Source organism: Variovorax terrae (assembly GCF_022809125.1).
GTDB lineage: Bacteria > Pseudomonadota > Gammaproteobacteria > Burkholderiales > Burkholderiaceae_C > Variovorax_A > Variovorax_A terrae.
The window spans coordinates 1,917,672-1,930,335 of sequence record NZ_JALGBI010000001.1 but is presented as its reverse complement, the minus strand read 5'-3'; the positions used below and the strand labels follow the sequence as shown (position 1 = coordinate 1,930,335).

The following is a 12,664-nucleotide window of genomic DNA, read 5'->3' as shown; positions in this document are numbered from 1 at the left end:
ATGAACCACTCTTCCTACGAGACCCTGGCCTTCAGCCAGGATGGCGCCGTCCTGACGGTCAAGCTGAATCGCCCGCAAACGCTCAATGCCGTCAGCAGCCAGCTGCACACGGAGCTGTCGCGCGTGTTCGCGGATATCGCCGCTGACAGCACCGTCGATGCGGTGGTGCTGACGGGCGAAGGCCGCGCCTTCTCCGCCGGCGGCGACCTGGAGTGGTTCCGCACCATCACCGGGCCGCAGCTCGACACGCTGTTCGTCGAGGCCCGCAAGATCATCGTGGACCTGGTCGATCTGCCGCAGCCCATCATCGCGGCCGTGAACGGCGCCGCTGCCGGCCTGGGGGCCACGCTGGCGCTGTTCTGCGACGTGGTCTACGTGGCCGAGGGCGCCAAGATCGCCGACCCGCACGTGCGCGTCGGCATCACCGCCGGTGACGGCGGCGCGGCCATCTGGCCGCTGCTGGTGGGGCCGGCTCGCGCCAAGGAGTACCTCATGACGGGCGACAGCCTCACGGCCACCGAGGCCGAGCGCATCGGCCTGGTCAACAAGGTGCTGCCCGCCAGCGAGGTGCTGCCCGCGGCCCAGGCGCTGGCGAAACGGCTGGCACAGGGCTCCCGCCCCGCCGTCCGATCGACCAAGCTGTCGGTGAACAAGCTGGTGCGCGATGCCGTGAGCCTGGTGCTGGATACCTCGCTGGCGTTGGAGAAAGAGTGCTTCGGCACGCCGTTCCACAAGCAGGCCATCGAGGCCTTCAGCAAGAAGCCGTAGCCCGGCGTTGGCGGCGGACGGCATCGGCTTCCGACTGGCCTCGGCCTCTGGGTGGGGCGGCCGGGCTTACCCGGCGCACACGGCTGTCCAGAATTCCTCACCCGCCTGGCCCAGCGGCGCGCGGTCGCGGAACAGGCGCAGTTCCACGGCGATGCGTCCGTCCGGCGCCGCCTCGACCAGGCGGCCGCTGGCCAAGTCGTCGGCAATCAATGTCTGCGGCAGCCAGGCGATGCCGCGCCCGTCCAGCGCCATGGTTCGCAGCACCGAAGCCAGATGCGCGGTGAAGACGTTGTGCGTTGCGGAGTGCGCCAGTGCCGGGCCCCGCACCTCGCGCAGGATCTGCCCGATGCCCGACTCCGGGCTGTAGCTCAGGATCGGCACCGGCGCCGACGCGCTGGCCGGTGACAGCGAATGGCGGGCGGCGCCATCAGCGCCCGGTGCCGACACCGGCACGAGGACGTCGTTGCCGACGCAGACGGAAGGGTAGTCCTGGGCCTGCAGTTCGCCGGGGGCCTGGGGGTGCGCGTGGCACAGCACGAACTGGACCTGGCTGTGCAGCAGCATCGCCTCGCAGCGCTGCAGCACGTCGGACACCAGGCTGACCGGCCCCACGCGGGTGCGCTGCTCGAGCGCCCGCAGCCAGCCCGGCATGAAGGTGAAGGACAGCGCGTGCGTGGCGGCAAAGCGCAGGGTCGTCGAGTGTGCCTCGGCCACGGCGCGCGCCTCGCCCGGTACCCGCGCCACGCGCGCCAGCAGGTCGTGCGCGCTGGTGCGAAACCATTCACCGGCGGGCGTCAAGGTGGCGGGTTGGCTGGTGCGGTCGAACAGCTCGGTGCCCACCCATTCCTCCAGCGCGCGCACGCGCCGGCTGAAGGCCGGCTGCGTCATGTGCCGTTCCTCCGCGGCGCGCGAGAAGTTTCCGCTCGCCGCCAGCGCCAGAAAGTCCTCAAGCCAGGAGAAATTCATCGGGGTCATACGGCGGTGCTTTCAGGGCATGGAAAACAAGAAAAAGAGCATTGGCGCTGGAGAGCGCCTTTGAAGATCATACGAACTCACCGCTCCAAGCTCCCAAGGAAACCCCTCCATGAAGATCGTCGACATCCGCGAGAAAACCATCCCCATCAGCTCCCCCATCCGCAATGCCTACATCGACTTCAGCAAGATGACGCTGAGCCTGGTGGCCGTCATCACCGACGTCGTGCGCGATGGCAAGCCGGTGGTCGGCTACGGCTTCAATTCCAACGGCCGCTATGGCCAGGGCAAGCTGATGCGCGAGCGCTTCATTCCCCGCGTGATGGAGGCGAAGCCCGAGTCGCTGCTGGACGATAGCGGCAACAACCTCGATCCGCACAGGATCTGGGCCGCGATGTTCACCAACGAGAAGCCCGGCGGCCACGGCGAGCGCTCCGTGGCCATCGGCACCATCGACATGGCGGTGTGGGATGCCGTGGCCAAGATCGAGGGCAAGCCCTTGTTCCAGCTGCTGGCGGACCGCTACGGCAACGGCCAGCCCGACCGCAGGATTTTTGTCTATGCCGCTGGCGGCTACTACTACCCGGGCCAGGACCACGGCAAGCTCAAGGACGAGATGCGCAGCTACATCGACCGCGGCTACACCGTGGTCAAGAAGAAGATCGGCGGCGCCTCGCTGGACGAAGACCTGCGCCGCATCGATTCGATCCTGAGCGTACTGCAGGACGGGCAGAAGCTGTGCGTGGACGCCAACGGCCGCTTCGACCTGGACACGGCCATCGCCTATGCCAAGGCGCTCTCGCAGTACGACCTGTTCTGGTACGAGGAGGCGGGCGACCCGCTGGACTTCGAGCTGCAGGCCACGCTGCGCAACTACTACAAGAACCCCATGGCAACGGGCGAGAACCTGTTCTCCATGCAGGACGCGCGCAACCTGATCCGCTACGGCGGCATGCGTGCGGACCGGGACTGGTTGCAGTTCGACTGCGCTTTGAGCTACGGCCTGGTGGAATACCTGCGCACGCTGGACATGCTCAAGGAACACGGCTGGTCGGCCAGCCGCTGCATTCCCCACGGCGGCCACCAGATGTCGCTCAACATCGCGGCGGGCCTGGGCCTGGGCGGCAACGAAAGCTACCCCGACCTGTTCCAGCCGTTCGGCGGCTTCCCCGACGGCGTGAAGGTGGAGAACGGCCACGTCACCTTGCCGGATCTGCCGGGCATCGGCTTCGAAGACAAGGCCGACCTGTACCGGGAGATGCAGGCGCTTTCAGCTTGAAGTGATCCCCCCGAAGCGCCTGCGGCGCCTCCCCCCAGGGGGCGCCACCAGCGGCCCGGCAAAGCCGGTTCCGCGGTGGCCCTTGCCTGGGCGGTGTCTGTTTTCATGCGTTGCGGGTGGTGACCACACCTCTAACGGCGTTCCGGACTGAAGAAGGAAACTGCGGCGGGCCGTCCAGGCACCCGCAACTGTGCGGCCGTCTCCGGCGTCTCCGCCACGAGTTTTCCCTTCTTCCAAACCTTCAAGCGGTTCGCCCGGAGCCGGATCGCCTCGACGGTGTCGCGCGCCTGCAGCAGCACGAAGCTGGCTTCGCAGCCCGGCGCCAGCCCGTAGCCCTGCAGGTGCATCACCTTCGCGGCCTGGGTGGTCACCGCGTCAAAGCAGGCGCGCATGCCGGCCTGGCTGGTCATCTGCGCCACGTGCAAGCCCATGTGGGCCACGTCGAGCATGTCGGCGCTGCCCAGGCTGTACCAGGGGTCCATCACGCAGTCGTGGCCGAAGGCCACCGTCACGCCGGCGGCCATGAGTTCGGGCACGCGGGTCATGCCGCGGCGTTTAGGGTAGCTGTCGTGCCGGCCCTGCAGGGTGATGTTGATGAGCGGGTTGGCGATGACGCTGACGCGGCTCTCGGCGATCAACGGAATCAACTTGCTCACGTAGTAGTTGTCCATGCTGTGCATGGAGGTGCAGTGGCTGCCCGTCACGCGGCCCTGCAGGCCCAGGCGCTGGGCCTCAGAGGCCAGGGTCTCGATGTGGCGCGAGAGCGGGTCGTCGCTCTCGTCGCAGTGCATGTCGACCAGCAGGCCGTGCTCGGCGGCCAGCTCGCAGAGTAGCCTGACGCTGGCGGCGCCGTCGGCCATGGTGCGTTCAAAGTGCGGGATGCCGCCGACCACGTCCAGGCCCTTGGCTAGCGCGCGCTTGAGGTTGTCCATGCCGCCTTGGGTTCTCAGCACGCCGTCCTGCGGGAAGGCCACCAGTTGCAGGTCGATGTAGGGCGCGACCTGCCTCTTCACTTCCAGCAAGGCGTCCACCGCCAGCAGGCTGGCGTCACTCGTGTCCACATGGCTGCGAATGGCCAGCAGGCCCTGGGCCACGGCCCAGTCGCAGTAGGCGAGGGCGCGTTCGATGAGGGCGTCGGCCGTGAGCAGTGGTTTCAGCTCACCCCACAGCGCAATGCCTTCGAGCAGCGTGCCGCTTTCGTTGACGCGCGGCAGGCCGTAGCTGAGGGTGGCGTCCATGTGGAAATGCGGGTCGACAAAGGGCGGCGCCAGCAGCCGGCCCTGCGCGTCCAGCGTGTCGTGGGCCGGGGCCTGCAGGCCTTCGCGCAGCTCGGCGATGCGGCCGTCCTGCACGGCCACGGACATGTTGCGGCGCCCATCGGGCAGGCTGGCGTTGGTGATGAGCAGGTCGAGCATGGTCGGAGCCTCGGGTGGGATTGTGCGGGGGCAGCGTGGTCCATCCAGTGTAGGGGGCGAGGCATGAGCCTGGCCAGTGCCGCTGTCGGCTTTGTTCAAGACCGGGCGGGCCGTCCGGCTTATGCTTCGGGCCGGTCATCATCTTTTTCCAGCGGAGTTTTTTTCATGCAATTCGGCTACACCATCATCTACGTCGAGGACGTGGCGCAGACCATCACTTTTTATGAGGCCGCTTTTGGCCTGCAACGCCGCTTCCTGCATGAGGGAGGCGACTATGGCGAACTGGAAACCGGTAGCACCGCGCTGGCCTTTTCCTCGCTGAAGCTGATGGCGCAGCTGGGCAAGAACCCGCAGCGCGCCAGCGCCGGTGCGCCGTGCTTCGAGATCGCCTTCACCACTCCCGACGTGGCTGCCGCGGTGGCCCGCGCGGTGTCTGCCGGCGCGCGGCTGGTGCAGGCACCGGAACAGATGTCCTGGGGCCAGACCGTGGCCTATGTGGCCGATCGCAACGAAGTGCTGGTGGAGCTGTGCACGCCGATGGTGCCACCGGCTCAGGCGTAGCCGCTGGCGGCCACAGTGGCACTGGCCTCCCGGCTGTGGTGCTGCCAGCGGGCCAGCACCGGGGCGGGCAGGGCGCCGGGCGAGGGCATGGTGGCGCTCGTGCTGCCGGGTTTACTTCCAGGCGGCCAGGAAGGCCAGCAGCACCTTGGCCGAGTTGTCGGCCGCCACCTTGAGGAAGGTGCCCATCTCGTTCTCGCCGGGGCCGCCGCCGGCCAGGTCGCTGAGTGAGCGGAAGGCGATAAAGGGCACGCCATTGCTGTAGGCCACCATGGCGGTGGCGGCGGTTTCCATGTCGAGCACGTTGGCCTCGAAGGTCTGGAAGGCGTAGTCGCGCAGGGCTGCGTTGTCCACGAAGGCCTGGCCCGAGACGCCGTTGCCGCCCACCACCACGCGCGGCTTGTTCGCCAGGCATTTCTGCGCGGCGTCGCAGTCGGCCAGCGCCGTGTCCTGGATGCTGCGGGCCAGGGCCAGCAACTGCGGGTCGGCGTCGAACCAGAATTTCTTTTCTTCTCCCGTGCGGCCGGCCGAGCGCACGCCCACCGGGCGCGGGAACATCATGCCGAAGTGGGGCCGTGTCAGCTCGCCGGCCATCCAGGGTGGCGGCGCATAGCGGCCGGGTGCGGTTTCGCGTGCCATCAGCACTTCGAGGTACTGGCCCCAGCGCTGGGCCACGGTCACGTCGCCGATGTGCAGCGCGGGGTTCACGCCGCCGGCGATGCCGCTGAACACCAGGTGCGTGACCTTGAAGCGGTCCAGCGCGAGCTGCGTGTTCATCGCGGCATTGGTCATGCTGATGCCGCTCAGGAACAGCACCACGGGCTTGCCCTGCAGCGTGCCGGTGGTGAAGTCCACGCCGTTGACGCTCTGGGTGCGCGGCTGCTCGAGCCGGGACAGCAGCAGCGCCAGCTCGGGCTGGAAGGCCGAGATCACCGCGACGCGCGGCGTTTCGTCGAGCCAGGGCGCGGCCTGGGCGGGCAGCAGGGCGGTGGCGGCCAGGCAGCACGCGGCCAGCAGTCGGGCGAACGGTTTCATGCGGCCTCCTTCAGGCGCGGGGGAGTGGTGGTTGCTATCGAAAATGTAGCTACAAATGACCAGCCGACAAGGACATCGGGCCTATTTCGTTCCAAAAATGCGGTCGCCGGCATCGCCGAGGCCCGGCAGGATGTAGCCGTGGTCGTTGAGCTGGCGGTCGATCGCCGCGGTGTAGATCGGCACGTCGGGATGGGCTTTCTGCAGGGCGGCAACGCCTTCGGGGCAGGTCAGCAGGCAGACGAACTTGATCGACTTGGGGTTGAGTTCCTTGAGCCGCTCCACGGCGGCGATGGCCGAGTTGCCGGTGGCCAGCATCGGGTCGACCACGATGATGTCGCGCTCGTGCATGTCCTGCGGCATCTTGAAGTAGTACTCCACGGCCACCAGCGTTTTCGGGTCGCGGTACAGGCCGATGTGGCCCACGCGGGCGCCGGGCACCACGTTGAGCATGCCTTCCAGGATGCCGTTGCCGGCGCGCAGGATGGAGACGAACACCAGCTTCTTGCCGTCGATGACCTTGGCGGTCATGGTTTCCATCGGGGTCTCGATCACCAGGTCCTGCATCGGCATGTCGCGCGTGACCTCGTAGGCCATCAGGCTGCTGAGTTCGTTGAGCAGGCGGCGAAAGCTGTTGGTGCTGGCTTCCTTCTTGCGCATCAGCGTCAGCTTGTGCTGCACCAGCGGGTGGTCGATCACGTGAATATTGCTCATGGCGGTTCTTGTGCCTTTTCTTCTCTTGACTTTAAAAAACGGTTCCGTCGCTGTCGATCTGCAGGGGCGGCAGCCCGCCCCGCAGGCGCTGTGCCAGCACCCGGCCGGCGGCCCAGGTGCCGCCTTCGAGCACGCAGGCCAGCGGCATCTGCGAAGCGGCCAATCCTAACTGCTGGCGCACCCGGGGGGCGAGCTCGTCGAGCAGGGCCACCGTGAGGGCCCGCCATTCGACGATGAATTCGTCGCCGGCCGCGTGCGGGCGGGCGGCCTGGGCCGCGTCGCGCAGGCGCAGCACGCCGGCATCGAGCATCAGCCCGCCGTTGCGGTACTCGGGCAGGCCGGTCAGCGCGTCCAGCCCGCGCACCTGGACGCCGCCCCACTGGAACGGCTCGATCAGCGAATAGGTGAGCCATTGCGACAGCTTGTGAAAGGGCATCCAGCCGTCGGTCAGGCCGTCGCCGCGCACGGCCGCATGCCGCCAGCAGTCGCCCAGCGGCAACCCGCCGATGGCGTTGTGCGCGGGCCAGATCGGCGACAGCGACATCAGCAGCTGCGACAGGATGTCATGCGCGGCCACGTCGGCCGTGGGCGGCGTGTCGGGGCCGTAGGGCTTGATCAGCATGTCGAACAGGCCGCCCGGCCGCGCCGCGTCGGCGCCGAACACCTCGGGCTGCTCGTGCAGCACCTCGCCGAGCCGGCGCAGCAGCAGCACGCGGCCCTCCAGCCCGACCAGCGGGTTGGCCGCGCCGGCCTGGAATGCCTCGGCGAGCCGGTCGGCCGTCAGCGCGCGCAGCCCGACCGAGTCGGCGCGCAGCGGATGGTTCATGTCGCTGGAGAACATGCCGGCCATGAAGGCGTGGAAGCTCGCCACGCCCAGGCCTTCGGAGCGCGTGAAGCTCTGGCCGCTGGCCGGCTCGGCGTAGCGCCACTGCGGCCCGGCGCCGGCGTCGAGCAGCACGCTGACCACGGCGAGGTCGATGTAGGCTCGGGCGCGCTCGGACGGATGCGCGTCGCCCAGCTGGCGGTCGAGCTCGGCCCGGCGGTCGATGCCGCCGGCCTCGAAGTGGCGCCAGCGGCTGTGGTACGGAATCCGCAGGTGCGGGTAGCGGGCCCGCGTGACCGCCGCCACCTGCGCCGCGGCGCCGTCGAGGGCGGCATCGTCCACGGCGAACCAGGCCGACTGGCCGGCGCGCGCGCGGGCCAGCAGCGCCTGGGCGCGTTCGCGGATCGTCTGCGTGGTGCGCAGCAGGGCGGCCGCGCCTTCGGGGCGCTGCGGGTCGCTGGTGGCTTCGGTGCCCCTCATGGGTCGAGCTCCCGGCCCTTGGCTTTGCGCAGTTCTTCGGCATCGGGCACCGGGCCCGGGGTGAAGTAGCCGGCGGCCATCTTGGCGTCCATCTCCACGCGCGCGTCGGCCGGGATCAATGCGTCGGGGATATTGACGCGCTCGCCGACCTCGATGCCCGAGCCGGTGATGGCGTCGTATTTCATGTTGCTCATCGAGACCAGGCGGTGGATCTTGCGCACGCCCAGCCAGTGCAGCACGTCGGGCATCAGCTCCTGGAAGCGCATGTCCTGCACGCCGGCCACGCATTCGGTGCGGGCGAAGTACTGGTCGGCCGTGTCGCCGCCGACCTGGCGCTTGCGCGCGTTGTAGACCAGGAACTTGGTGACCTCGCCCAGCGCCCGGCCTTCCTTGCGCGAGTAGGCGATCAGCCCGACGCCGCCGCGCTGCGCGCCCTGGATGCATTCCTCGATGGCGTGCGTGAGGTAGGGCCGGCAGGTGCAGATGTCGGAGCCGAACACGTCCGAGCCATTGCATTCGTCGTGCACGCGCGCCGTCAGCTCCACGGCCGGGTTGGCCAGGTCGCGCGGGTTGCCGAAGATGTAGACGGTCTGCCCGCCGATCGGTGGCAGGAACACCTCGAGGTCGGAGCGCGTGACGAGCTCGGGGTACATGCCACCGGTTTCCTCGAACAGCACGCGCCGCAGGTCGGCCTCGGTGCAGCCGAAGCGCCGGGCCACGCCGGGCAGGTACCAGACCGGCTCGATCGCCGCCTTGGTCACCAGGGCCGCGCCGCCGGGGGTCAGGAACTTGCCGTCGGCCTGCAGGCGGCCGGTCTGCAGCGCCTCGATCACCTCGGGCAGGATCACGTGGGCCTTGGTCACCGCGATGGTGGGGCGGATGTCGTAGCCGGCGGCCAGCTCGCCGGCAAAGACGTCCGCCACCGTGGCGCCCCAGGGGTCGAGCGAGACGATCTTGCCGGGCTCGCTCCACTGCGGGTAGGGGCCGAGCGCGTCGGTCGGCGCGGTGTTGGTGAGGTCGGCCTTGTGCTTGGGATTGAGCGCGCCCGCCGCCACGGCCAGCGCGCGGTACACGCTGTAGGAGCCGCTGTGGGTGCCGATCACGTTGCGGTGGGCGCGCCGCGTGGTGGTGCCGACCACCGGGCCGCGCTCGGCGGCGGTGGCCGTGCCCCAATGGATCGGCAGCGCGCCGAAGCCGCCGGAATGGGAGGTCAGCCGGATATGGCTGGCGGGGGAGGCAGGGCCCGTGGCCTTGGAGGCAGCTTCAGCAGACATGGCATATCCTCAAAAAATGCAATGTACCGATCTGCCCGGGGGCTGACAAGCCCCGCGCCCAAAGCCCCGCGGTCAATGGGCCAGAAGCTCGCCGTAGCGCGGCAAGTCCACGTTGCCGCCGCTGATGATCACGCCGACGCGGGCGCCGCGCAGGTCCACGCCGCCATGCCGGGCGCCGGCCAGCGACAGGCAGCCCGTGGGCTCGACCACCATCTTCATGCGCTCGGCATAGAACTGCAGGCTCTCCACCAGCTGCGCGTCGCTCACGGTGAGGATGTCGTCCACGTCGCGGCGGATGATGCCGAAGGTGTACTCGCCCAGGTGCTGGGTCTGCGCGCCGTCGGCGAGGGTGCGGGGCGTGGGGATGTGCACGATCCTGCCGGCGCGCAGCGACTGCTGGCCGTCGTTGCCGGCCTCGGGCTCGACGCCATAGACCTTGCAGTGCGGCGACAGTGCCCGCGCGGCCAGCGCGCAGCCCGACAGCAGGCCGCCGCCGCCCAGGCACACGAACAGGTGATCGAGTTCGCCGGCCTCGTCGAACAGCTCCTGGGCCGCCGTGCCCTGGCCCGCCAGCACATGGGGGTGGTCGAACGGCGGGATCAGCGTCATGCCGCGCTCGGCGGCCAGCCGCTCGCTGAGCGCCTGGCGGTCTTCGGTGAAGCGGTCGTAGGTCACGACCTCGGCGCCGTAGCCGCGGGTGGCCGCGAGCTTGGCCGCGGGCGCGTCCTGCGGCATCACGATGACGGCCGGCATGCCCAGCAGGCGGGCCGACAGCGCAATGGCCTGGGCATGGTTGCCCGAGGAGAACGCCAGCACGCCGCCGCGGCGCTGCCCGGGCGTGAACTGGGCCAGCGCGTTGAAGGCGCCGCGGAACTTGAAGGCGCCCATGCGCTGGAAATTCTCGCACTTGAAGAACAGCCGGGCGCCGAGCAGGGCATCGGCCGTGCTGGAGCGCAGCACCGGCGTGCGATGCGCGTGGCCTTCGAGCCGCCGGGCCGCGGCGGCCACGTCGTCGTAGGTGGGCAGTTGCAGGGCCATCAGCGCTTCTTTCCAAAAATGCTACCGAGCACGCCGCGGATGATTTCGCGGCCCACGGTGGTGCCCATGGTGCGCACGGCCGATTTGGCCATGGCCTGCGCCAGGCCGTCGCGCTTGCCGCCGCGCGGCCCAGTGGAGCCGAACAACACGTCGCCCAGGCCGCCCAGCAGGCCGCCGCCGTCCTGCGCTGCCTGTCCGCCGGCGCCCGCCGGGCCCGGGGCTGGCGCGTTCTCGGCCCGGCCCTTGAGTTTTTCGTAGGCCGATTCGCGGTCCACCATCGTTTCGTAGACGCCGGCCACCAGGGAGCCCTGCATCAGCGCCTGGCGCTGCTCTGGGGTGACCGGGCCGATCTGGCTGCCCGGCGGCAGCACGAACACGCGCTCGGTGACGCCGGGCCGGCCCTTGGCATCGAGCAGGCTCACCAGCGCCTCGCCCACGGCGAGTTCGGTGATGGCGGTCTCGATGTCCAGGCCCGGGTTCTGGCGCATGGTCTGGGCCGTGGCCTTGACGGCCTTCTGGTCGCGCGGGGTGAAGGCGCGCAGGGCATGCTGCACCCGGTTGCCGAGCTGGGCCAGCACGGTGTCGGGCACGTCTAGCGGGTTCTGCGTCACGAAATACACGCCCACGCCCTTGGAGCGCACCAGGCGCACCACCAGCTCGATGCGCTCGAGCAGCGCCTTGGGCGCGTCGTTGAACAGCAGGTGCGCCTCGTCGAAGAAGAACACCAGCTTCGGCGCCTCCGGGTCGCCGATCTCGGGCAGGTGCTCGAACAGCTCCGACAGCAGCCACAGCAGGAAGGTGGCGTACAGGCGCGGCGCGTTCATCAGCTTGTCGGCCGCCAGGATGTTGATGACGCCCTTGCCGTCGACCGTCTGCATCAGGTCGCCGATGTTGAGCATGGGCTCGCCGAAGAACTTGTCGCCGCCCTGGGTTTCAATTTGCAGCAGCCCGCGCTGGATCGCGCCGATGCTGGCCGGGCTGATGTTGCCGTACTCGGTGGTGAACTGGCTGGCGTGGTCGCCCACGTGCTGCAGCATGGCGCGCAGGTCCTTCAGGTCGAGCAGCAGCAGGCCGTTGTCGTCGGCGATCTTGAACACCAGGTTCAGCACGCCGGCCTGGGTGTCGTTGAGGTTGAGCATGCGGCCCAGCAGCAGCGGGCCCATGTCGGAAATGGTGGCGCGCACCGGGTGGCCCTGCTCGCCGAACACGTCCCACAGCGTGGCGGGGCAGGCCTGCGGCTGCGGCGGCTCGATGCCGCGCTCCTTGAGCGTAGCGGCCAGCTTGTCGCCGATGCGGCCGGCCTGGCTGATGCCGGCCAGGTCGCCCTTGACGTCGGCCATGAACACCGGCACGCCGATGTTCGAGAAGTTCTCGGCCAGCGTCTGCAGGGTGACGGTCTTGCCGGTGCCGGTGGCGCCGGTGATCAGGCCGTGGCGGTTGGCGAGGCCCGGCAGCAGCAGGCACTCGGTGGTGGCGTTCTTGGCAATCAGCAGCGGCTCGGCCATATCGGGGTTCCTCGGGCTTCCTGGAGGTGGAAAAGTAAAATCGGAGTCTGTAGATTAAATCAATACCAGAGGATTCCTATGGCTGGCCACAGCAAATGGGCGAATATTCAGCACCGCAAGGGGCGCCAGGATGAGAAGCGGGGGAAGGTCTGGACGCGCGTGATCCGCGAAATCATGGTGGCGGCGCGCCAGGGCGGCGGCGACCTGTCCGCCAACCCGCGCCTGCGGCTGGCCGTTGAGAAGGCCAAGGCCGCCAACATGCCGGCCGACACCGTCAAGCGCAACATCGACAAGGCCACCGGCAACCTCGAAGGCGTGCACTATGAGGAAATCCGCTACGAGGGCTATGGCATCGGCGGCGCCGCGATCATCGTGGACACCATGACGGACAACAAGGTCCGCACCGTGGCCGAGGTGCGCCATGCGTTCAGCAAGCATGGCGGCAACATGGGCACCGAGGGCTCGGTGGCGTTCCAGTTCAAGCACTGCGGGCAACTGGTGTTCGCGCCCGGCACCAGCGAAGACAAGGTGATGGACGCGGCTCTGGAGGCCGGTGCCGAGGACGTGGTGGCGGACGAGGACGGCGCCATCGAGGTGCTGACCAGCCCCGGCGACTTCGAAGCCGTGAAGAACGCGCTGGAGGCCGCCGGCTTCACCCCCGAGGTGGCCGAAGTCACGATGCGCCCCGAAAACACCATCGAACTGGCCGGCGAGGACGCCGCCCGGATGCAGAAGCTGCTCGACATTCTGGAAGACCTGGACGACGTCCAGAACGTCTTCCACAACGCAAATATTTGAACCACCCC

At 68.8% G+C, this 12,664-nt stretch carries 12 protein-coding genes; 4 read left to right on the top strand and 8 right to left on the bottom strand.

Annotation, left to right across the window (positions count from 1 at the left end; all coding sequences use genetic code 11):
- Entirely contained in the window at positions 1-768 is a 768-nt protein-coding gene (locus MMF98_RS09105; protein ID WP_243305959.1) for an enoyl-CoA hydratase-related protein, read from the top strand.
- Between the two features lie 66 nt (positions 769-834).
- Here MMF98_RS09105 and MMF98_RS09100 read toward each other — a convergent pair whose 3' ends face one another.
- On the bottom strand, positions 835-1,743 hold the full coding sequence (locus MMF98_RS09100; protein ID WP_341481292.1) for a LysR family transcriptional regulator: 909 nt from the start codon (positions 1,741-1,743) through the stop codon (positions 835-837).
- Positions 1,744-1,852: 109 nt separating this feature from the next.
- Here MMF98_RS09100 and MMF98_RS09095 point away from each other — a divergent pair, with 109 nt between their 5' ends.
- On the top strand, positions 1,853-3,019 hold the full coding sequence (locus tag MMF98_RS09095; RefSeq protein ID WP_243305958.1) for a mandelate racemase/muconate lactonizing enzyme family protein: 1,167 nt from the start codon (positions 1,853-1,855) through the stop codon (positions 3,017-3,019).
- A 131-nt stretch (positions 3,020-3,150) separates the two neighbouring features.
- Here the strand turns inward: MMF98_RS09095 and MMF98_RS09090 are convergent, their stop codons facing one another.
- Positions 3,151-4,434 carry an amidohydrolase family protein gene (locus MMF98_RS09090; RefSeq protein ID WP_243305957.1) on the bottom strand — a complete coding sequence of 428 codons (1,284 nt, stop codon included), beginning with the start codon at positions 4,432-4,434 and terminating at the stop codon, positions 3,151-3,153.
- Between the two features lie 165 nt (positions 4,435-4,599).
- On the opposite strand from MMF98_RS09090, the gene MMF98_RS09085 reads away from it, so the two are divergent.
- On the top strand, positions 4,600-4,995 hold the full coding sequence (locus MMF98_RS09085; protein ID WP_243305956.1) for a VOC family protein: 396 nt from the start codon (positions 4,600-4,602) through the stop codon (positions 4,993-4,995).
- Positions 4,996-5,106: 111 nt separating this feature from the next.
- Here MMF98_RS09085 and MMF98_RS09080 read toward each other — a convergent pair whose 3' ends face one another.
- From MMF98_RS09080 to MMF98_RS09055, 6 genes are all read right to left on the bottom strand, one after another.
- Positions 5,107-6,027 (bottom strand): 5'-methylthioadenosine/S-adenosylhomocysteine nucleosidase, encoded by a 921-nt coding sequence (locus MMF98_RS09080; RefSeq protein WP_243305955.1) that lies wholly within the window; start codon positions 6,025-6,027, stop codon positions 5,107-5,109.
- Between the two features lie 81 nt (positions 6,028-6,108).
- A complete protein-coding gene (gene upp / locus MMF98_RS09075) occupies positions 6,109-6,738 on the bottom strand; it encodes a uracil phosphoribosyltransferase (RefSeq protein WP_243305954.1) in 630 nt (209 codons plus the stop codon).
- A gap of 31 nt (positions 6,739-6,769) precedes the next feature.
- Positions 6,770-8,041, bottom strand: a complete 1,272-nt coding sequence (locus MMF98_RS09070) for a URC4/urg3 family protein (RefSeq protein WP_243305953.1) — start codon at positions 8,039-8,041, stop codon at positions 6,770-6,772.
- Positions 8,038-9,315, bottom strand: a complete 1,278-nt coding sequence (locus tag MMF98_RS09065) for a GTP cyclohydrolase II (protein ID WP_243305952.1) — start codon at positions 9,313-9,315, stop codon at positions 8,038-8,040. Before MMF98_RS09065 ends, MMF98_RS09070 begins: the two co-directional genes overlap by 4 nt.
- A gap of 72 nt (positions 9,316-9,387) precedes the next feature.
- Positions 9,388-10,353, bottom strand: coding sequence for a threo-3-hydroxy-L-aspartate ammonia-lyase (locus MMF98_RS09060; RefSeq protein WP_243305951.1), 966 nt, complete (start codon positions 10,351-10,353; stop codon positions 9,388-9,390).
- A complete protein-coding gene (locus tag MMF98_RS09055) occupies positions 10,353-11,858 on the bottom strand; it encodes a helicase HerA-like domain-containing protein (RefSeq protein WP_243305950.1) in 1,506 nt (501 codons plus the stop codon). Before MMF98_RS09055 ends, MMF98_RS09060 begins: the two co-directional genes overlap by 1 nt.
- 78 nt (positions 11,859-11,936) lie before the next feature.
- On the opposite strand from MMF98_RS09055, the gene MMF98_RS09050 reads away from it, so the two are divergent.
- Positions 11,937-12,656, top strand: coding sequence for a YebC/PmpR family DNA-binding transcriptional regulator (locus MMF98_RS09050; RefSeq protein ID WP_243305949.1), 720 nt, complete (start codon positions 11,937-11,939; stop codon positions 12,654-12,656).
- The last annotated feature ends 8 nt before the right edge of the window (positions 12,657-12,664 follow it).

Coding starts and splice junctions, on each gene's coding strand:
- MMF98_RS09080 (WP_243305955.1), bottom strand. CDS start 6,027: ATGAAACCGTTCGCCCGACTGCTGGCCGCGTGCTGCCTGGCCGCCACC.
- MMF98_RS09050 (WP_243305949.1), top strand. CDS start 11,937: ATGGCTGGCCACAGCAAATGGGCGAATATTCAGCACCGCAAGGGGCGC.
- MMF98_RS09100 (WP_341481292.1), bottom strand. CDS start 1,743: ATGACCCCGATGAATTTCTCCTGGCTTGAGGACTTTCTGGCGCTGGCG.
- MMF98_RS09090 (WP_243305957.1), bottom strand. CDS start 4,434: ATGCTCGACCTGCTCATCACCAACGCCAGCCTGCCCGATGGGCGCCGC.
- MMF98_RS09065 (WP_243305952.1), bottom strand. CDS start 9,315: ATGTCTGCTGAAGCTGCCTCCAAGGCCACGGGCCCTGCCTCCCCCGCC.
- MMF98_RS09055 (WP_243305950.1), bottom strand. CDS start 11,858: ATGGCCGAGCCGCTGCTGATTGCCAAGAACGCCACCACCGAGTGCCTG.
- MMF98_RS09085 (WP_243305956.1), top strand. CDS start 4,600: ATGCAATTCGGCTACACCATCATCTACGTCGAGGACGTGGCGCAGACC.
- upp (WP_243305954.1), bottom strand. CDS start 6,738: ATGAGCAATATTCACGTGATCGACCACCCGCTGGTGCAGCACAAGCTG.
- MMF98_RS09070 (WP_243305953.1), bottom strand. CDS start 8,041: ATGAGGGGCACCGAAGCCACCAGCGACCCGCAGCGCCCCGAAGGCGCG.
- MMF98_RS09095 (WP_243305958.1), top strand. CDS start 1,853: ATGAAGATCGTCGACATCCGCGAGAAAACCATCCCCATCAGCTCCCCC.
- MMF98_RS09105 (WP_243305959.1), top strand. CDS start 1: ATGAACCACTCTTCCTACGAGACCCTGGCCTTCAGCCAGGATGGCGCC.
- MMF98_RS09060 (WP_243305951.1), bottom strand. CDS start 10,353: ATGGCCCTGCAACTGCCCACCTACGACGACGTGGCCGCCGCGGCCCGG.